The organism is Exiguobacterium sp. PHA03, from assembly GCF_041945985.1.
GTDB lineage: Bacteria > Bacillota > Bacilli > Exiguobacteriales > Exiguobacteriaceae > Exiguobacterium_A.
The window spans coordinates 49,174-68,487 of the sequence record NZ_JAUTYQ010000003.1; the positions used below are offsets into that span (position 1 = coordinate 49,174).

17 protein-coding genes and 1 riboswitch are annotated in these 19,314 nt (G+C 48.3%); of the genes, 6 read left to right on the forward strand and 11 right to left on the reverse strand.

From position 1 onward, the window contains the following. Positions 1-7 precede the first annotated feature (7 nt). Positions 8-520: an SF0329 family protein gene (locus tag Q7C19_RS12790; protein ID WP_375092287.1), complete on the forward strand. Its 513-nt coding sequence runs from the start codon at positions 8-10 to the stop codon at positions 518-520. Between the two features lie 46 nt (positions 521-566). Here the strand turns inward: Q7C19_RS12790 and Q7C19_RS12795 are convergent, their stop codons facing one another. Beyond that, complete coding sequence (locus tag Q7C19_RS12795; RefSeq protein ID WP_029343007.1) at positions 567-1,562, reverse strand: tRNA dihydrouridine synthase; 996 nt, start codon at positions 1,560-1,562, stop codon at positions 567-569. Positions 1,563-1,669: 107 nt separating this feature from the next. Continuing rightward, the gene (locus Q7C19_RS12800) at positions 1,670-3,277 is read right to left on the reverse strand and encodes an FMN-binding glutamate synthase family protein (protein ID WP_375092288.1); all 1,608 of its coding nucleotides are present in this window, start codon (positions 3,275-3,277) and stop codon (positions 1,670-1,672) included. 152 nt (positions 3,278-3,429) lie between these two features. On the opposite strand from Q7C19_RS12800, the gene Q7C19_RS12805 reads away from it, so the two are divergent. Both Q7C19_RS12805 and Q7C19_RS12810 read left to right on the forward strand, forming a co-directional pair. Then, positions 3,430-3,924: an LURP-one-related/scramblase family protein gene (locus Q7C19_RS12805; protein WP_214856554.1), complete on the forward strand. Its 495-nt coding sequence runs from the start codon at positions 3,430-3,432 to the stop codon at positions 3,922-3,924. 18 nt (positions 3,925-3,942) lie between these two features. After that, positions 3,943-4,464, forward strand: coding sequence for an NUDIX hydrolase (locus tag Q7C19_RS12810; protein ID WP_375092289.1), 522 nt, complete (start codon positions 3,943-3,945; stop codon positions 4,462-4,464). Between the two features lie 213 nt (positions 4,465-4,677). Here Q7C19_RS12810 and Q7C19_RS12815 read toward each other — a convergent pair whose 3' ends face one another. Further along, positions 4,678-5,217 carry a histidine phosphatase family protein gene (locus Q7C19_RS12815; RefSeq protein ID WP_035411770.1) on the reverse strand — a complete coding sequence of 180 codons (540 nt, stop codon included), beginning with the start codon at positions 5,215-5,217 and terminating at the stop codon, positions 4,678-4,680. 209 nt (positions 5,218-5,426) lie between these two features. Further along, positions 5,427-5,504, forward strand: a riboswitch (glycine riboswitch). Positions 5,505-5,664: 160 nt separating this feature from the next. Here Q7C19_RS12815 and Q7C19_RS12820 point away from each other — a divergent pair. After that, the gene (locus Q7C19_RS12820) at positions 5,665-7,032 is read left to right on the forward strand and encodes an amino acid permease (RefSeq protein ID WP_290788215.1); all 1,368 of its coding nucleotides are present in this window, start codon (positions 5,665-5,667) and stop codon (positions 7,030-7,032) included. A 40-nt stretch (positions 7,033-7,072) separates the two neighbouring features. Here Q7C19_RS12820 and Q7C19_RS12825 read toward each other — a convergent pair whose 3' ends face one another. Further along, on the reverse strand, positions 7,073-8,602 hold the full coding sequence (locus Q7C19_RS12825) for a cryptochrome/photolyase family protein (RefSeq protein ID WP_375092290.1): 1,530 nt from the start codon (positions 8,600-8,602) through the stop codon (positions 7,073-7,075). A 245-nt stretch (positions 8,603-8,847) separates the two neighbouring features. Here Q7C19_RS12825 and Q7C19_RS12830 point away from each other — a divergent pair, with 245 nt between their 5' ends. Beyond that, positions 8,848-10,341, forward strand: coding sequence for a malate:quinone oxidoreductase (locus tag Q7C19_RS12830; RefSeq protein ID WP_375092291.1), 1,494 nt, complete (start codon positions 8,848-8,850; stop codon positions 10,339-10,341). A 45-nt stretch (positions 10,342-10,386) separates the two neighbouring features. On the opposite strand, the gene Q7C19_RS12835 is transcribed toward Q7C19_RS12830, so the two are convergent. Then, positions 10,387-10,929 carry an ECF transporter S component gene (locus tag Q7C19_RS12835; RefSeq protein ID WP_050678560.1) on the reverse strand — a complete coding sequence of 181 codons (543 nt, stop codon included), beginning with the start codon at positions 10,927-10,929 and terminating at the stop codon, positions 10,387-10,389. Positions 10,930-11,179: 250 nt separating this feature from the next. On the opposite strand from Q7C19_RS12835, the gene Q7C19_RS12840 reads away from it, so the two are divergent. Beyond that, positions 11,180-11,749: a hypothetical protein gene (locus Q7C19_RS12840; protein ID WP_375092292.1), complete on the forward strand. Its 570-nt coding sequence runs from the start codon at positions 11,180-11,182 to the stop codon at positions 11,747-11,749. 42 nt (positions 11,750-11,791) lie between these two features. On the opposite strand, the gene ahpF is transcribed toward Q7C19_RS12840, so the two are convergent. The 6 genes from ahpF to Q7C19_RS12870 form a co-directional block, all read right to left on the reverse strand. Continuing rightward, positions 11,792-13,321 carry an alkyl hydroperoxide reductase subunit F gene (ahpF, locus tag Q7C19_RS12845; protein WP_375092293.1) on the reverse strand — a complete coding sequence of 510 codons (1,530 nt, stop codon included), beginning with the start codon at positions 13,319-13,321 and terminating at the stop codon, positions 11,792-11,794. 14 nt (positions 13,322-13,335) lie between these two features. After that, entirely contained in the window at positions 13,336-13,899 is a 564-nt protein-coding gene (gene ahpC / locus Q7C19_RS12850; protein WP_012371860.1) for an alkyl hydroperoxide reductase subunit C, read from the reverse strand. 221 nt (positions 13,900-14,120) lie between these two features. Then, positions 14,121-15,521 carry a decarboxylating NADP(+)-dependent phosphogluconate dehydrogenase gene (gnd, locus tag Q7C19_RS12855; protein ID WP_375092294.1) on the reverse strand — a complete coding sequence of 467 codons (1,401 nt, stop codon included), beginning with the start codon at positions 15,519-15,521 and terminating at the stop codon, positions 14,121-14,123. A gap of 20 nt (positions 15,522-15,541) precedes the next feature. After that, entirely contained in the window at positions 15,542-16,888 is a 1,347-nt protein-coding gene (locus Q7C19_RS12860) for a GntP family permease (RefSeq protein WP_035411791.1), read from the reverse strand. 24 nt (positions 16,889-16,912) lie between these two features. Continuing rightward, positions 16,913-18,454 carry a gluconokinase gene (gntK, locus tag Q7C19_RS12865; protein WP_290756001.1) on the reverse strand — a complete coding sequence of 514 codons (1,542 nt, stop codon included), beginning with the start codon at positions 18,452-18,454 and terminating at the stop codon, positions 16,913-16,915. Continuing rightward, positions 18,447-19,163 carry a GntR family transcriptional regulator gene (locus Q7C19_RS12870; protein WP_035411797.1) on the reverse strand — a complete coding sequence of 239 codons (717 nt, stop codon included), beginning with the start codon at positions 19,161-19,163 and terminating at the stop codon, positions 18,447-18,449. The genes gntK and Q7C19_RS12870 overlap by 8 nt, the downstream gene beginning before the upstream one ends. Positions 19,164-19,314 lie beyond the last annotated feature (151 nt).

A 19,314-nucleotide genomic window follows, 5' to 3' on the forward strand; every position in this document is an offset into this window, starting at 1 on the left:
GGATTGTGTGCAGTTTTCCATCATTAAAAAACGGGTCGAGCAACTGCTCGCCCCGTCGTTACAGGGACGAATTGCTTTTCATGCAGCCGTCTACCGGATTCAAGATAACCCCAGCCGAGTCTGGATGACGTTTGACGGAGAAGAGAATTTCGGAGCAGACGACTTTCACTTCGAACGGGAAGTCGATCGGCGCTACGCGATACAAGCTGCACAGTTACCAGAAAAACCAGCCGGATCGCTATGGCAGTCCGACTGGTTGAAGCAGTCGCATGCGTTATCCGCTGAAATTGAACGACAGGTCAAACAGGATGGATATCTAGAGAACTATGAGATGCAGCAAGACTTGTTGCAGTACCCGAACCTCGCATTCGAACAAGCGCTTGTTCATCCACATCCTTTCATCCGTGGTATCGCACGGCTCGATCGACGACTCGGGAAACGACGTTTCTTATTACTGACACATGCTTCAGAATTTGAACAATGGTGTGCGGATACGCGGCAAATCGTCGAACGCTGGTGACACCAAAAAAGCACGCTTCCTCGAGCCGAGGAGGCGTGCTTTGCTGTTAGATTGAAAACGAGTTGACCTCGTGAATCCCTTCTTCTTCAACGAAAGCGTCGAGTAAAGCGCGCACTTCGTCCGTTGAGTTCGTCTCCATCAATTTGACACGAAGTTCACTCGCACCGCGGAATCCACGGACGTAAATCTTGAAGAACCGGCGTAATGGTTTGAAGAGACGTGGCTCGAATTGAGCCGAGTAGTGATCGTGTAGATCGAGTTGTAGACGTAACAAATCGAGTAATTCTTGGCTAGAATGTTCTTTTTTCTCGACTTCGAACGCAAACGGGTTGTGGAAGATCCCGCGACCGATCATGACGCCGTCGACACCGTATTTCTCAACGAGTTCCAGACCGTGTTGGCGATCGTTGATATCCCCATTGATCGTCAGTAACGTCTGTGGTGCAATCTCATCACGTAACTTCTTGATTTCCGGAATCAATTCGAAGTGTGCTGGAACGGCACTCATCTCTTTACGTGTCCGGAGGTGAATCGAGAGGTTTGCGATATCTTGTTCGAGGATGTGGCGCAACCAATCATGCCACTCTTCGACCTTCGTATAGCCGAGACGCGTTTTGACGCTGACCGGGAGACCGCCCGCTTTTGCAGCTTGGATCAGTTCAGCCGCGACTTCCGGACGATTGATCAAGCCGGAGCCTTTACCGTTAACGGCAACGTTATGGACGGGACAGCCCATGTTGATGTCGATTCCGCTAAAGCCCATCTCTGCCATGCCGATGCTCATTTCGCGGAAATATTCCGGTTTGTCGCCCCAGATATGAGCAACCATTGGTTGTTCATCCTCCGTGAACTCAAGACGTCCGCGAACGCTCTGTTTGCCTTTCGGATGACAATAGCTTTCTGTATTCGTGAATTCCGTGAAGAACACGTCCGGACGCGCCGCTTTTGCGACGACGTGGCGGAAGACAACGTCAGTGACGTCTTCCATCGGTGCTAAGACGAAAAATGGTCGTGGTAAGTCCTGCCAAAAGTTCTTTTTCATAGTATATTAAACCCTTTCCTTAAGGTAATGCACATGTGTGGTTAAAGAATTTCATCAACTATACACTTTAAGCGCTCTCGTTAAAAAGTGCAAGTGAGTGCTATTCGTTACCGTGAGGAAAGAGATTGGTGTACCACATGCTGCTTCATCCAGTCCGGACCCGGAATCAGGTGTCCGGCTTCATCCTTGTAGATAACGTGCTCCGGGCGAAGTTCCGTCGGTGAGACGAGTCCTGCTGCCGCCGTCAGATTGTAGAGTCCTTCTCGTAACGAGATGATGTAGTTCGTCACTCGGAAACTTTTTTCGTCGACGATCAGCGCCTTCTGCAGTTTCGGATCAGTCGTCGCGACGCCGACCGGACAGTGATTCGTATGACAAACTTGGGCTTGAATACAGCCGACATTAAACATTAAACCACGCGCAATATTGACGAAGTCAGCGCCGAGGGCGAGAGCGATCGCAATCTTATCAGCACTGATCAGCTTACCGGATGCGAACACTTTGACCTTGTCGCGTAAACCGGCTTCTGTCAAAAGTTGATGCACGAACGGTAAAGCGGAAAAGAGTGGTAAGCCGGCAGCATCCGCAAGTTCTTGGAACGTCGCGCCTGTCCCTCCTTCGCCACCGTCGACCGTCATGAAGTCTGGATGACGACCGGATTCTTCCATATAAGCAATCAACTGCCGCATGTCTTCGAGATTACCGACGACGACTTTAATCCCGACCGGTTTGCCGCCCACTTCGCGGAGACGTTCGACCCAGTCTAGCATCGTCTCTGGTGTCGTGAATTCGTTAAACCGGTTCGGACTATCGATGCCAACACCGACTTTGACTTTCCGGACAGCAGCAATTTCTTCTGTGACCTTTGCGCCTTCTAAATGTCCGCCGCGCGTTTTAGCCCCTTGGGCAAGTTTGAGTTCGAAGGCTTTGACTTGCGGTAACTCACTTTTTTTCTGGAATTCGTCAAACGAAAAATCACCGTCCTCCGTCCGGACGCCGAACAGACCGGGACCAATCTGACAGATGATGTCGACGTCACCTTTGAGATGAAAATCGGACAAACCACCTTCACCAGTATTCATCCAGCTGCCCTTAGCGCGACCAAGTCCGATCGAGAGTGCAGTGATGGCCCGGTCACCGAGTGCACCAAAACTCATTGCCGATTGACCAATCAGTCCTTGGATTTGATAAGGGTGCCGACATGTCGTCGCCCCGATGATCGGTGCATCCTCCACTTTCAAGAGATAGGGTGAGATTTGCTTGGCAACGAGATGTTCTTTCCGCGTAAACAGTTCATCGCGATCAATCTGATAGATGTGCGTATCGACACGTTCTGATTGATCGATCCGTAATTCCTGTCGATTCGTTGGAAAGAGGGCGTTTTGTACATAAAAACCAGCTTCTTCAAAATTACGTTCCGAGCCAAAACCAAGAATCCGACTTTGATATTTGCCAGAAAGGACGGCTGTCTTATATTCATTGCGGGAGAAGGGTTTGCCTTCGTTATTGTTGAGAAATAAGTATTGGCGGAGTTCCGGTCCCATGTTTTCGAGGATATAGCGCATCTTTCCGAGGACGGGGAAGTTGCGCAGGACCGCATGTTCTTGCTGGCGACGATCGGCGCGCCAGACGTGCCAAAAGAGGATGGGTGGGACAAGGATGATCAACAGGGCGATGGCGAGTAAAATGAAGAGCACAATCGTATCGATAGACATCAAAATTCCTTCTTTCCCGTAGATTCGTGTTATGTAACTTGATACCACTGAAGCTTCTGTTACAAACTGCACCAACTGACTATTTCCAGATTTTGAATCTTTTCTGTCAGTAATGTCGTAAATAAGACTATACATTAAAGGAGGAGACCGGTATGCATACACTTTATATGAAACAAAAAGCCTTCAGTTTGCGTGGACGATTTGCGATTCAGGACGAAGAGGGACACGATGCGTATCACATTGAGGGGAGTTTTATGAAATTACCGAAGACCTTCACCGTAACGAATCAAAACGGAGAAGTCGTCGCTGAAATCGAGAAAAAAACGTTCAGTTTTCGTCCGGTCTTTTATGTCGAAGCAGCGGGACAATCGTTTGAAATCATCAAAGAGTTCACGTTCTTCAAAGACCGCTATACAATTAACTCGGATCAGTTCGAAGTCACAGGCGACTGGTGGGATGTCGATTTTGAAGTCCTGCAACAGGGACAACGGATTGGTCGCGTGCAGAAAAAGTGGATTTCTTGGACCGATCAGTACATGATCGAAGTCGAAGATGAAGCGATGGAAGAATTATTGATCGCCCTCGTCGTCGCGATTGATTGCGTCAAAGCGGAGGAAAGCTCGAATAACTCGTCTTTCATCAATTAAAAAGGGGAATGATGCAAGATGGAACAGTGGGATGTATACACAGAAGATCGCAAGAAAACAGGACGGCTCTGGACACGGGGAACGCCACATACAGCCGGCGATTATCATATGACGATTCACGTCTGTGTCTTTAACGCCAAGGGAGAGATGCTCGTCCAACAACGGCAACCGTTCAAATCCGGTTGGCCGAACATGTGGGATCTGACGGTCGGGGGCAGTGCGATCAGCGGGGATACAAGTCAGATGGCAGCGCAACGGGAACTGTCGGAAGAGCTTGGACTCGATATTGATTTCACGGGTGTCCGCCCCCATCTGACGATTCCGTTTGAAATCGGTTTTGATGATTATTATCTCGTCGAACAAGAAGTGGATCTGACGACTTTGACACTGCAGGAAGAAGAAGTTCAGCGTGTCGCTTGGATGACAGAAGAAGCGATCGTCAATGGGATCGAAGAAGGCTGGTTCATCGGTTATCATGAATCATTGATTCGACTGTTATTTGCCCTTCGTCATAGCTATGGCGCACATAATGAAGTATAAAAACAAGCCCTTCCGATGATCCGGAAGGGCTTGTTGATTGATTAAGCGGATTTTCGAAGTTCCGCTTCATACCTGAATCGAAAACTACTTAACTTTATTATCAATTCGTTTAATATAAAGCCGTTTCGAAGGGAAGTAAAATAGATAGTTCTTATGCTTTTTATAAATAAAAAATAGATTCTATCGGTTCATATGCCTAAGATAAATAGAATTTCAAAAGGCTACCAAGTGTTCTATAATTGTTTGTTTTTGAATACGTGTCACCTTAAAAATATCCGGATTTTTGAGCTGTAAGCTTTCTTGGAATCCAAATGTTGGATCGATCGAATGCAAATATAAAGACAACAAATTCCCGTGTGTCACGAGAATGGATCCATCATGCTGTTGCAACGCTTCATCGACGACACGCGTGATACGCTCAGTTGCTATTCGGCTAGATTCACCACCAGGACACGTATAGTCTGGATCGACGAACGTTTGTCGGAGATGATCCTGCCAATCGTCAAGTGGAACAGCACTTAACTGTCGTTCTTTCAAAGCATCCTCCCGTGTAATGGGAAGTTTCAGGGCAGTCGCAAGTGGTTGAATCGAATCGAGCGCACGGCGATACGGACTCGAAATAAGATGTGTAATCGGAAGCTCAAGTAACTGCGTGCACAGTCGTCGTGCCTGTTCTTCTCCACCAGGTGTTAATGGGGCATCAGGTGCCTGACCGGTCGTTTCACAGTGACGAATCAAGTAAATCGTCGACATGAATGTTTCATCCTTTCATGATCAAGTGGTGCTGTATGATTTCTGGAAAAGATGGTAAAGTCCTTTTCATAGATTGAAAAATGATTTTGAAAAAGGCGTTGACAAATGCTGTCGAGATTACTAAAATTAGAAACAATTCATCGATGCAGCGACGCATCGGATAATCAAATAAAGAGAAAGCTATGATTGTCATGGGTCACACTATGGCAGGAGCAGCTTCTGGAGAGACCGTGTCGACACGGCGCCGAAGGGTTCACAATCTCAGGCAAACGGACAGAAGAGTAATCACATGCAGCGACGGGCATTCATGGAATGTCATAGTGGTGTGTATGGGTTATTCCTTTGATTTTGTTGAGATTGGACATTCGTCCAGTCTCTTTTTTCTTTTTTCAGGACCGACAGAACGGTCTGAAGCGTAGAGAAACCATCACAAGGAGGAGTTCAGGTTTGGAACAGCAAGGATTAAAACGAGATTTATCTAATCGTCATGTACAGTTGATTGCCATTGGTGGAACGATCGGAACAGGGTTGTTTTTAGGATCAGGAAAAGCGATCCAACTCGCCGGACCATCGATCATTTTTGCCTACTTACTCGTCGGGATCGCAATCTTCTTCGTTATGCGCGCACTTGGGGAATTGTTATTGTCAAAAGCAGGTTATCAGTCACTCACGGATATCGCAGAAGATTATCTCGGACCGCGTGCCGCGTTCGTGACCGGTTGGACGTACTGGTTCTGTTGGATCATGACGGCAATGGCGGACATCATCGCTGTCGGTGTATACGTCAAGTATTGGTTTGATATCCCGCAATGGATTCCAGCCGTACTCGCGCTCTTGATTTTACTTGGCTTTAACTTATTGACCGTTAAATTGTTCGGTGAACTTGAGTTTTGGTTCGCCTTGATCAAAGTCGTGACGATTCTTGCCTTGATTGGTGTCGGAATCGTCTTGCTCGTCATTGGTTTTAAAACGGATGCCGGTCCCGTCACAGTGTCGAATCTCTGGTCACATAATGGATGGATGCCAAACGGGATTTCTGGATTCCTGCTCTCGTTCCAGATGGTCGTCTTCGCTTATGTCGGTGTCGAGCTCGTTGGGGTATCAGCAGCCGAGACAGCAGATCCGAAGAAGAACATCCCATCTGCAATCAATAAGATTCCGCTCCGAATTCTGTTCTTCTATGTCGGTGCCTTGCTGATTCTCTTGATGATCAACCCATGGACAGGATTAAGTGCAACAGAAAGTCCGTTCGTCAAGACGTTCAGTCTGATCGGGATTCCGCTCGCAGCAGGAATCATCAACTTTGTCGTTCTGACGTCCGCTGCTTCGGCGTGTAACAGCGGGATGTTCTCGACGAGTCGGATTTTATATAACCTGGGAAATCAACAGCAAGCGTCGAACAAGTTCTCGAAGTTGAACAAAAATCATGTTCCAGCAAACGCCTTGTTCGTCTCGACGATCGTCGTCTCGGTCGGTGCATTGCTCAGTAAGCTGTTACCGGGACAAGCGTTCAGTATCGTCACGACGATCAGTGCAATCTGCTTCATCTGGGTCTGGGGTGTCATCCTCGTCTGTCATCTCCGGTACAAGAAACAAAATCCGGAATTACATGCAGCATCGACATTCAAAGCACCATTGACACCACTCGTCAATTACCTCGTGCTCGGATTGTTTGCCGTCATTCTCGTCGTTATGTTATTTGCTGACGATACACGTCCAGCCTTGTTGCTGACACCGGTCTGGTTCCTCGGACTATTTGGACTATATCACCTCCGGAAAAAGAAACAACAAGCAGCTAATCAAAAAAGTGCGTAAGCCAAAACAAGCCGGTCGGACCTAATCCGACCGGCTTGTTTCATGGTGTATCGAAAGCACCATCCTGTAGTTGTTTCCGAAGTGCTTTCGCTTTCTTTCGAATATCGCGTTTGCTGTCCGCATCGCGCTTTCCCCATTGCCGATACATCATCGACATCCGCTGATTATCAGCGAAGCGTTTTTCATGCCGATCGATGAAGTCCCAGTACAAGGCGTTAAACGGACAGGCATCCTCTCCGAGCATGTCCTTTTGATGAAACGGACATCCCTTGCAATAATCACTCATCTTATTAATGTAATTCGCCGAAGCGATGTACGGTTTAGTCGATAACGTTCCCCCGTCGGCATGTAGCGCCATTCCGAGGACGTTCGGTAAAACGACCCAGTCGTAGGCATCGATGTACATCTCGTTAAACCAGTCTGCTGTCTGTTGCGGCGAGATCGCAAACAGATTGGCGAAGTTCCCGAGCACCATCAAGCGCTGGATGTGGTGATTATGGGCATGCTCGACGACAGGACGTAACGATTCAGCGACACAGTTCATGTTCGTCTTCCCGGTCCAGAAAAAGTCCGGTAGATCCGCTTCATGACGCAGCGCATTGACGGAAGCGTAGTCTGGCATCTCAGCTAGATAGACGGCACGCATGTATTCGCGCCAGCCGAGGATTTGGCGTATGAAACCTTCGACCGCATTGAGCGGAGCATCCTGTTCTTCAAGTGCTGCCTCGACTTGACGAATGACCTCTTCCGGTGTCAGTAAGCCGAGATTGATTACTGCTGACAAGAGCGAATGCGATAACGTATCTTCACCGGTCAGCATGGCGTCTTGATACGTCCCGAACGTCTCAAGCCGCTCTTCGGTGAAACGATGGAGAGCCTGCATCGCTTCCTTTCGCGTAACCGGCCAATGAAAGGAATCAAGTGCTCCTGGATGATCGGAAAAATCACGCTCGACCTTATCGATGACATCCCTTGTGATGTGGTCGGGACGAAACTGAACGGGATCCGGAAACGTCGTCCCGGACTTCGCCGGTTTCCGGTTATCGGCGTCAAACGACCACTTTCCACCGATCGGTTTAGAGCCGTTCATGAGAACGTTTCGTTCCTTGCGCAGTTTGCGATAAAACCGATCCATCTTGTATGGCTTGTCGCCAATTGCTTCGACCGCTTCTTCCTGTGTCAGTAAAAACAACGGCACGTCGGAACAGACCTCGACCGTGATTTTCTTCGGTAAAGCGTCTTGCCACTTATGCATCGCCTTGCGCATCGGTTCGTCCGTGATCGCTGTATAAAATACATGATCCGGATCATGATCTTTCCGGTGCGCCTTAAATGCCTGATCGAACGAATCGGCTTCCCGGTAATCGACAGTGAAGCCCTTCTCGCGCAGTTCTTCCGCAAAATGTCGCATCGCTGAGAAGACAAGGACGAGCTTTTGTTTATGGTACGTCTTCCACTTGGAGCGCGAGGTCGCTTCGACCATCAGGATGACGTCGTCTTGTTTGTTTGCTTCCTGTAATAAAGGGAGATCGTGATTCAATTGATTGCCGAATATCCAGCGTGTCGCCATAAGTGTTCCTCCTTTTACTTTCGTTATATGATTACCGTTTTTCGTCAAAGTCATGCCTGATTGTGTGCCGGCTGACGAACATCTTCTTATTCTGAATCATCGCTTTTACACATTTCTGAATGTAAAAGAAGTTCCTTTCTGTGCAAGCTATGATAGGGTTATAATGGAAAGGTAAGTTGTCGTCATGAGGGGGAAGTTTTTCATGACAGGTAGTCCATAATATCAACGGGGATAGGAAGGATATCATGAGCAGTATGCCTAAAAAAACAGACGTTATTTTAATTGGTGCCGGAGTCATGAGCGCGACGTTAGGGGTCTTATTAAAAGAACTCGCGCCTGAGATCAACATCAAGGTATTCGAGAAACTCGCGAGTGCCGGGGAAGAAAGCTCGAACGAGTGGAACAATGCAGGAACAGGTCACGCCGCATTATGCGAACTGAACTATACGACGGAAAATGCCGATGGTTCAATCGATATCAGTAAAGCGGTCAAAGTAAACGAACAGTTCCAACTGTCACGTCAATTCTGGTCGCATCTCGTCAAGGAAGGTGTCTTGCCGAATCCGAAAGAATTCATCATGCCGATTCCACATATGAGCATGGTCGAAGGAACAGAAAACGTCGAATTCCTGAAAAAACGATTGGAAGCGCTATCAGCGAATCCGTTGTTTGCAGGAATGGAATATTCAGAGGATCCAGCGAAATTAGCCGAGTGGATTCCACTCATCATGAACGGTCGGACGTCACCAGAGCCGATCGCTGCGACAAAAATCGATTCAGGAACGGACGTCAACTTTGGTGCGTTGACACGAATCCTGTTTGAATATCTCGCACAACACGATGTAGCGATCAACTATCAGCACGGTGTCGAGGATTTGAAGCGTGTTGACGGTGGTTGGGAAGTCAAAGTGAAGAATGAGCGCGATCACCGGATCGAGCATCATACAGCGCAGTTCGTCTTCATCGGGGGTGGCGGTGGTAGTCTACCGTTGCTCCAAAAAACAGGCATCGAGGAATCGAAGCAAATCGGTGGTTTCCCGGTCAGTGGTTTATTCCTCGTCTGTAAAAATCCTGAAATCATCGAACAGCACCATGCGAAAGTTTACGGAAAAGCGAAAGTCGGAGCACCACCGATGTCAGTACCGCACTTGGATACACGATACATCGATGGGAAGAAATCACTTCTCTTCGGACCGTTTGCTGGCTTCTCACCGAAGTTCCTTAAGACAGGATCGAATCTTGATTTGATCGCGTCTGTCAAACCGAACAACGTCTTGACGATGCTTGCTGCGGGAGCAAAAGAGATGGGATTGACGAAGTATCTGATCGAACAAGTCCTCTTGTCGACGGAACAACGGATGAACGAATTACGTGAGTTCATCCCGAATGCGAAGACAGAAGACTGGGATGTCGTCGTCGCTGGTCAACGTGTCCAAGTCATCAAGGACACACCACAAGGAAAAGGGACACTCCAGTTCGGAACAGAGGTCGTTAGTGCAGCAGATGGGTCTGTCGCTGCCTTACTCGGTGCGTCTCCAGGTGCTTCAACAGCGGTACCGGTCATGCTCGAAGTACTCGCGAAATGTTTCCCGTCCGAACTACCGACGTGGGAAGCAAAAATCAAGGAGATGATTCCGTCTTACGGAATCTCACTCGTTGAAAATCCGGAGCTGTTCGAACAGATCCATGCCGAAACAGCTAAAACGCTTGAGCTTGAACAAGGTCAACCGATTCGCTAAACGAAAAACCGTCCGACTCCACGAGGAGCCGGACGGTTTTTTGATTTAGCGGAAGTTACGGAAGAAACGTGTTTTCTTCAGTGCAATCCCGACTGGAATCGCAACGAGGATGCCGATGACGTTTTGTGTGATGTTTCCTGGAATTGAAGTGGCTGGTGCGACCCAGTTGCTGAACATAATCCCTTCATGCACGAAGTAGACGAGTAGCATGACAGGAACGGAAGCAATCATCCCGATCAAGTTGAACGTGACATTCGTTCCGTTACGACCACCTGACCACGCGATGTAACCAACGATCAATCCTTGAAGTCCACGTGCGATGATCGTACCAGGTGCCCAAATCGCATAACCCGTTAGAAGATCGAATAACCCCATTCCAACAGCACCGGCAATCAATGCTGTCCGTGGACCGAATAAAATCGCGATGAGAAAGAGCATTGCTGTTCCCATATGAATGAGACCACCGTTTAGTGCGATTGGTAATTGAATCTTGATTAACATCGTCGCAACGAGAACAAGTGCGATTGACATCGCAGTGATGACGAGCTGGCGGGTACGAGTGCTAGAATACGGTGCTGCTTTTTGCATGTGACTAACCTTCTTTATGATAGATTTTAAGATATCTTCAATCTATCAGATGCCTGGACTAGTCAAAAGTGTCAACTTTGAATTATTTATAGGGGTCAGATTTGAATACAAATCCTCATCTGTTTTTAATTCCAGAAGAATACGATCTATTGATACAGTTCAGAATGAAAAAATCTATAAAACAGTCGCTCTTTTCGAATGTACCCGTCATTTTTTTCATACAATGAATAGAGAAGGGAAGGGGAAGTCAATGAAATATCAGATCGCAACAGCCATTGTCATACTTGCTTCATTTTTACCAGTCAAAACGGAGGCAAAGGATCAGACGACACAACATCAACGTTATTACGCAGCATATGAAAAAATCGTGCAAGAATTGAATCGGACACATGAAAATGCGGACGTCACATTGCTTGCAGCAAATCAATTCGCAGACGAGGACTGGATTTCGCCAAAACGTTTTCAAGAACGGGCAATCAAACGGTTAAAACCGTTGCATGTTCAATTGAGTATTTATGGAGATGGTCAACGAGCACTTGAACGAACACAAGGTGAAAAAGAAGTTCGGATCACAGGGAATTTCGAAACGGAACTTTTGGAGCAAAGTGAGCGACAGTGGTTCTCTGATGTCTTTTCGATGACGTCTCAAGCCATCAATGATGGCATTTGGACACAGAAAGGATTTGATGGTACCCGAATCGATGCAGGACAAACGATGGTCGTAACGGTCAGTGGTACATACGCGAAGCAAGGTATCTTAACTAGACATCACATCACGAAAGAATTTCATTGTTCATCTGTTGGTGAAATCTACTATTGAAATACAAAAGAGCGAAACTCGTCTGAGTTCCGCTCTTTTGCATTAATTCCGGATCAAGTGATCGAAAGCACCCAGTGCAGCTGTTGCACCAGAGCCCATCGAGATGATGATCTGTTTATACGCGCTATCCGTGCAGTCTCCTGCTGCGAAAACGCCTGGTACGTTCGTTGCGCCGTGGCGATCGACTTGGACTTCACCGAACTTGTTACGGCTCACCGTTTCACCGAGCCAGTCCGTGTTCGGTACGAGACCGATCTGGACGAAGACACCTTCGAGCTCGACGTGACGTTCGACGTTCGTTTCGCGCTCCATGTACGTGATACCGTTCACTTTGTCCGTTCCTGTGATTTCCTTCGTCTGTGCGTTGACGACGACCGTGACGTTCGGAAGAGAAGCGAGGCGTTCTTGAAGAACAGCATCGGCTTTTAGTTCCGGTGCGAATTCAAGGACCGTGACATGCTTGACGATTCCTGCGAGGTCGATTGCTGCTTCGATCCCTGAGTTTCCGCCACCGATGACTGCGACACGTTTTCCTTCGAACAATGGACCATCACAGTGTGGGCAGTAGGCGACGCCTTTGTTCTTGAATTCGAGTTCACCTGGGACACCAACGTTACGCCAGCGTGCACCTGTTGAAAGGATCAAACTCTTTGTCTTCAAGACAGCACCATTCTCAAGCTCGAGCTCAAGGAGGTCTTTCTTCTCAAGACGAGTTGCTCGTTGCAGGTTCATGACATCAATGCCATACTCCTTGACGTGCTCCTCAAGACTTGCGACGAGTTTTGGTCCTTCCGTGTACTTCATGCTGATGAAGTTTTCGATGCTCATCGTATCCATGACTTGTCCACCGAAGCGCTCTGCGACGATACCTGTCCGGATGCCTTTACGAGCTGCATAGATGGCAGCACTCGATCCAGCTGGACCACCACCGACGACGAGGACATCGTATGGATCTTTATCAGCGAAATCAGAAGCATCGGCACCTGTGCCAAGCTTCGCCAAGATTTCTTCAAGTGACATCCGTCCGTTACCAAACGCTTCGCCGTTGACGAAGACCGTCGGAACAGCCATGATCTCTTTTTGTTCGACTTCTGCTTTAAATGCCGCGCCATCAATCATCGTGTGACTGATGTTCGGGTTGAGGACGCTCATGACGTTCAATGCTTGTACGACATCTGGACAGTTGTGGCAGCTCAAGCTGATGTACGACTCGAAGTGGTACGTTTCTTGAATGCCTTGAATCTGCTTGATGACTTCCGCATCGACCTTCGGTGCTCGACCGCTGACTTGTAGCAGAGCGAGGACGAGGGACGTGAACTCATGACCGAGTGGGATTCCCGCGAACGTGATGCCGCTTGTCTCACCGACACGGTTGACTGTGAAACTTGGTGTCCGGGGAAGGCTTGCCTGCTCGACGGAGATGCGTGGTGTCATGCTTGCGATCTCTTCGACGAGTGCGCTCATCTCAAGCGAGACGGCGTCTGTCCCAGCACTAACGGCTAGGACGAGATCGCCTTCGAGAAGCTCGAGGTATTGCGCGAGTTGTGCTTTAATGTCTGGTGCTAAAGCCATCGCGAATCCGCTCCTTAAATTTTTCCGACGAGGTCAAGGCTTGGTGTGAGTGTTGCAGAGCCTTCTTCCCATTTCGCTGGGCAGACTTCGCCTGGATTGTTACGTACGTATTGTGCTGCTTTGATTTTGTTGACGAGCGTGCTTGCATCGCGACCGATACCGCCTGCGTTGATTTCAACCGTTTGGATGACGCCGTCTGGATCAATGATGAACGTACCGCGGTCAGCAAGACCATCTTGTTCGTTCAAGACTTCGAAGTTACGTGAGATGACGTGTGATGGGTCACCGATCATAACGTACTCGATTTTACCGATTGTTTCTGACGTTTCGTGCCATGCTTTATGTGTGAAATGCGTATCTGTTGAAACAGAGTAAACTTCAACGTCAAGCGCTTTGAGAGTTGCGTATTGGTTTTGGAGATCTTCGAGTTCTGTCGGGCAAACGAATGTAAAGTCTGCAGGGTAGAAACATACGACACTCCATTTACCGCGAAGGTTGGCATCCGTTAGGTCAACGAATTCTCCGTTGTGGAATGCTGATGCACTGAATGGTTTTACTTCACTTCCGATTAAAGACATGATAAAAATCCTCCTCAAGGGTTCTATATTTAGAATCTGTTCTAGTGCATACAGATAATCTGTATTTATCACACTAGAATAATTCTAATCTAATACTAATTTCATATAGACCAACACTTTTGTCAAGGTATAATCGACAATTTCTTATTTCAGAAAAAATTGTGTGAACAAAAAAAAAAATCCCGACTCCTAAATGAAACAGGAGTCGGGAGCTGTATTCCTTATTGCCAGTCCGTGTGGAAGATCCCTTCGCGGTCTGTTCGAGCATACGTATGCGCACCGAAATAATCGCGTTGGGCTTGCAACATGTTGGCATTCGAGTTTGCTGTCCGGTAGCTATCATAATACGTCAACGACGTCGATAGACATGGGAGCGCAAAACCAGATAGCGCACCCTCGGCAACGACGTGGCGTAACGATTCTTGATACGCCTGTACTTTCTCAGCGAAGAATGGGGCGAGCATTAAGTTCGAGAGGTTCGCGTCGTTTTTGAACGCTTCACTGATGACATTCAAGAAGTCTGCCCGGATGATACATCCACCACGGAAAATCAAGGCGATCTCCTCAAGGCGTAAGTTCCAGTCGTATAGTTCAGACGATGTCCGGTACTGGGTAAAGCCTTGCGCGTAAGCTGCGACTTTCCCCATATAAAGCGCTTGACGAATCCGTTCGATCCACGCGTCCCGCTCAAGCGATGACAAGTCTTCTGGTCCCTTCAGAACAGCAGACGCTGCGACGCGTTCTTCTTTAACAGCTGAAAGGTAACGAGCGAACAAGGCTTCCGTGATGATCGAAGAGGCGATTCCATTATCAATTGCTTGTAAGCTTGTCCATTTTCCGGTTCCTTTTTGACCAGCTTGATCGAGAATGACATCGATCAACGGTTGCCCTGTCTCGTCATCCGTTTTCCGGAGAATGTCCGCTGTGATCTCAATCAGGTAACTTTTCAGTTCGCCTGCGTTCCACTCGGCGAAGATGTCTGCAACTTCCGTCACGTCGAGTCCAAGGCGGAAACGAAGGAAGCTGTAAGCTTCAGCGATCAGTTGCATGTCAGCGTACTCGATCCCGTTATGAACCATCTTGACGAAGTGACCAGCGCCTTTCGGACCAATATAGACACAACATGGATCGCCTTCAACGTGAGCGGCGATCTTCGTCAAGATCGGTGCGACATGTTCGTAAGCTTCTTTCGATCCACCCGGCATGATCGCAGGACCGGTCCGTGCACCGACTTCACCACCCGATACGCCGACGCCGATGTATTCGATGCCGTGGCGTTGGAGTTCGTCGAAGCGACGTTCCGTATCAAGGAAGTGGGAATTCCCACCATCCATGATGATGTCGCCTGTTTCGAGATGCGGAAGTAACGATTCGATGACTGAATCAATCGCGCTGCCGGCCGTGACCATCATGAAGATTTTACGCGGACGGGCGAGTGACTGCACGAATGCTTCGACATCGTAGTATGGATGAAGTGGTAATCCCTCATCGTGTGCGGCGAGATCGTCTGTTAAATCACGTGTGTAGTTATAGATGGCGACTTCTTCTTGATGACTCGCCATATTCAGTGCTAGGTTGCGTCCCATGACGCCAAGTCCGATGACTCCGATAGAATGTTGCATAAGTAGAACGACTCCTTTTCTTAGACGACGAGGCTGAGGAGAAGAACGAACCCAAGTCCACAAACGGAAATGATCGTCTCAAGCACAGTCCATGTCGCAAACGTTTCTTTTAATGATAATCCGAAATACTCTTTAAACATCCAGAAGCCTGCATCATTGACGTGTGAAGCGATCAGACTACCCGCACCAGTCGCGAGAACGACAAGCGCTAAGTTGACGTCGGATTGCTCCAGTAACGGAATGACGAGACCAGCTGTCGAAAGGGCAGCGACTGTCGCAGAACCAAGTGAGATTCGCAGAATCGCAGCGATCAACCAAGCGAGCAGAATCGGAGATAACGCCGATCCTTCAAATAATTGTGCGACGAATGTACCGACGCCGCCGTCAATCAAGACTTGTTTGAAGGCACCGCCACCACCGATGATCAATAGCATCATCCCGATTTGGGCGATGGCCGTCGTACAAGATTCCATGACCGTTTGCATCGGAATCTTACGGGCGATCCCCATCGTGTAGACCGCGACGAGTAACGAAATCAACATCGCCGTCGAGGCGTTCCCGATGAACTCGATCGCCGAGATGACGCTACTCTCACCCAAGCCGAGTGTTTCTTGTAAAAGCGTGAAGATCGTTGCGACCGACATCAAGAGGACCGGTAGCATCGCAGTGAAGACACTAATACCGAAACCTGGCGTCTCGTCTAAATCAAATTCTTTTTGTTCCCCGAGTGACGCGATGTTTCCTGTGCGTGTAAACGATTCAGGTACGAGTCGTTTCGCGATCTTCGTAAAAACAGGACCAGCAATGATGACTGTCGGAACAGCAACGATGAAACCATACAATAAGACTTCCCCGATATTGGCTTTATACTCCCCTGCGATGACGGTCGGACCTGGGTGAGGTGGTAAGAAGCCGTGCGTGACAGACAGTGCTGCGACCATTGGGATCCCAAGATATAAGATCGAGACGCGGAGCTGGCGTGAAATCGCAAAGACGATTGGAATCAACAGAACGAGTCCGACTTCGAAGAAGAGTGCGATTCCGATGATGAACGAAGCAACGACGACCGCCCATTGGATGTTCTTTTCCCCGAATCGTGCGACAAGCGTCATCGCGATTCGCTGCGCCCCCCCGGCGTCAGCGATTAGCTTTCCAAGCATCGCACCAAGACCAAAGATCAGAGCTAGGTGACCGAGTGTTCCTCCGATACCGGCTTCGATCGTCTTGACGATCTGATCGAGCGGCATACCGAGTAATAGTGCAACGCCAAAGGAAACGATGATGAGTGAAACGAACGTATTTAATTTTAACCCCATGATGAGAACGAGCAATGCGACGATTCCAATTCCTACGATGACTAAAGGCATGATGACTTCCCCCAAAAGATTAAGTTAGTTTTCCTCTTGAATCAAGCTCCGTTGATACATAGCAATTCGTTTGTGGTCTTCGGATAATGTCCGCGCTAGACTAATGAAAATCGGTAAAAGCTGACGATATTCATGCATCGCTTCTTCATTTGGTACATGGCGATGTGTTTCCCCAATCATCTCGGATACGACTTCGAACGAATCGATTTCCCCTGTCGCATACAGTCCGAGAATACAAGCGCCAAGACATGAACTTTCGAAACTTTCCGGAATGACGACTTCCGACTCAAAGATGTCCGCCATCATTTGGCGCCAGACTTCAGACCGGGCAAATCCACCGGTTGCCTGAATCCGCGTCACAGGACCATCCATGCATTCGACGAGTGCGAGGAAGACGGTATACAGATTGTAGATGACGCCTTCTAGTGCTGCCCGAATCATGTGCTCTTTTTTGTGTGAGAGCGTCAAACCGAAGAATGAACCGCTGACGTCCGGATTCCATAGCGGTGCTCGTTCACCGGACAAGTAAGGATGGAACAACAGACCGTCGGACCCCGGGCGGACGCGTTCGGCAATCTTCGTCAGGACAGCATACGGATCGATACCGAGACGTTTTGCTGTCTCGACTTCTGCTGAAGCGAGTTCGTCTCGAATCCAGCGTAAGACCATTCCACCGTTATTGACGGGGCCGCCGATGACCCAGTGGTCCTCGGTCAGTGCGTAACAGAACGTTCGTCCTTTTTCATCCGTCTGTGGACGATCAATGATCGTTCGGATGGCACCGCTCGTTCCGATCGTGATCGCGATTTCCCCTTTGCGAATCGCGTTGACACCTAAATTGGAGAGGACACCGTCACTAGCACCGACTAAGAACGGCGTATCGACGGATAATCCCATTTGTCGTGCGTAATCAGTATTGAGTCCGGTACATGACGTCGTTGTCGGTACGGGTTCCGATAAATAGCTTGCATCGATACCTGCGACATGCAATGCGCCCGTATCCCAACCTAATTCATGAATATTAAAGAGACCAGTTGCTGAAGCGAGAGAGTGGTCGATGACATATGTTCCGAACAGTCTTTGGAACACGAACTCCTTGATCCCGACATACTTTTTCGTTTGAGCGTGGAGCTCCGGACGATCTTCGACGAGCCAACTGATTTTGCTAAGCGGTGACATCGGATGAATCGGTGTCCCGGTCCGGTGATAGATCGAGAGACCATATTGTTCCTTAATCTTGTTCGACCATGCTTCACTCCGACTGTCTGCCCATGTGATGCAGGCAGTCAACGGTTGATGTTGTGCGTCCATCGCAATCAAACTGTGCATGGCACTACTGAACGCGACGAACTTCGGTGGCATGCTCGGATGACGTTTTGTGATCAAGCGGATGGATTCGAGTACGGCATCAAAAATTTCTTCCGGATCCTGTTCCGCCGTCGAACGGTTCGGTGTGTGGAGTGGGTAACCGACGTTCGTTTGTCCGATGACCTCTCCTTTTGTCGTAAATAAGACTGCTTTCGTACTCGTCGTTCCGATATCGACGCCTAACATGTATTCAGTCATGTGAATCGACTCCTTTCGACATCATTTGTTGCGTTTTCCAGAGATCTTCGACTTCCTGAACATCATCAAAGTTCTGATGTAAGGAAGCAACCATCCGTTCACGATCCCCTGTCTCAATCGCTTCGATATACAAGGCATGGTTCGCGAGGATGCGTTCGAAGTCTTCGATGTCTTCCTCGAATCGTACCCGCATCGATAGGAGGATGAAACTTTCCATGACTGGTTTGAGATTTTGCCAAATCATGCTGACATACCCATGATCAATCGAGCGGATGATTGTTTCATGAAACAGTACGTCTTGGAAAGAGAATTCATCAGCATCCTTATATTTGATAGCAACCTTCATCATTTCGAGAATTTTGCTGAGTTCACGGACGAGTTCTGCCCGTTCGACCTTAACAAGTCGCTCGAAGACGAACGTTTCGATGAGTAACCGGACATCATAGATTTCTTGAATGTCGCGCTCGGATAAACCGACGACGACCGCCCCCATTCGTTCGAGACGAATCAACTGTTCGGCTGCAAGCACCTTTAACGCGTCACGGACAGGTGAGCGACTGACTGAAAAATCAGAGGCTATTTTGTTTTCGGATAATATGGTACCGCTTTCAATTTTTCCTGAAATGATCCGCATTCGTAGTTCGTGCGCGACACGATCTCCGGCAGAAGCTTTTGACAACCATTTCAAGGGGTATAACAGTTCTGACATAAAATCACCTGATTTCTAGAGTGAGTATACTTGTATACAAGTTAGTATATACGTTTTTCTCTAAAATGCAAACGCTTCACTTAAATCTTAGAGATTCAACTGGCAATCAGGAAATCGGTTCCAAATATGTTAGGGTGAAGGAGTAATCAAT

Excerpts from the sequence above, each read along its gene's own strand:
- ahpF (WP_375092293.1), bottom strand. The coding sequence starts at position 13,321 with ATGGCTTTAGCACCAGACATTAAAGCACAACTCGCGCAATACCTCGAG.
- Q7C19_RS12870 (WP_035411797.1), bottom strand. The coding sequence starts at position 19,163 with ATGTCAGAACTGTTATACCCCTTGAAATGGTTGTCAAAAGCTTCTGCC.
- Q7C19_RS12800 (WP_375092288.1), bottom strand. The coding sequence starts at position 3,277 with ATGTCTATCGATACGATTGTGCTCTTCATTTTACTCGCCATCGCCCTG.
- Q7C19_RS12815 (WP_035411770.1), bottom strand. The coding sequence starts at position 5,217 with ATGTCGACGATTTACTTGATTCGTCACTGTGAAACGACCGGTCAGGCA.
- Q7C19_RS12830 (WP_375092291.1), top strand. The coding sequence starts at position 8,848 with ATGAGCAGTATGCCTAAAAAAACAGACGTTATTTTAATTGGTGCCGGA.
- Q7C19_RS12860 (WP_035411791.1), bottom strand. The coding sequence starts at position 16,888 with ATGCCTTTAGTCATCGTAGGAATTGGAATCGTCGCATTGCTCGTTCTC.
- gntK (WP_290756001.1), bottom strand. The coding sequence starts at position 18,454 with ATGACTGAATACATGTTAGGCGTCGATATCGGAACGACGAGTACGAAA.
- Q7C19_RS12795 (WP_029343007.1), bottom strand. The coding sequence starts at position 1,562 with ATGAAAAAGAACTTTTGGCAGGACTTACCACGACCATTTTTCGTCTTA.
- gnd (WP_375092294.1), bottom strand. The coding sequence starts at position 15,521 with ATGCAACATTCTATCGGAGTCATCGGACTTGGCGTCATGGGACGCAAC.
- Q7C19_RS12835 (WP_050678560.1), bottom strand. The coding sequence starts at position 10,929 with ATGCAAAAAGCAGCACCGTATTCTAGCACTCGTACCCGCCAGCTCGTC.
- Q7C19_RS12825 (WP_375092290.1), bottom strand. The coding sequence starts at position 8,602 with ATGGCGACACGCTGGATATTCGGCAATCAATTGAATCACGATCTCCCT.
- Q7C19_RS12805 (WP_214856554.1), top strand. The coding sequence starts at position 3,430 with ATGCATACACTTTATATGAAACAAAAAGCCTTCAGTTTGCGTGGACGA.
- Q7C19_RS12810 (WP_375092289.1), top strand. The coding sequence starts at position 3,943 with ATGGAACAGTGGGATGTATACACAGAAGATCGCAAGAAAACAGGACGG.
- ahpC (WP_012371860.1), bottom strand. The coding sequence starts at position 13,899 with ATGTCTTTAATCGGAAGTGAAGTAAAACCATTCAGTGCATCAGCATTC.
- Q7C19_RS12840 (WP_375092292.1), top strand. The coding sequence starts at position 11,180 with ATGAAATATCAGATCGCAACAGCCATTGTCATACTTGCTTCATTTTTA.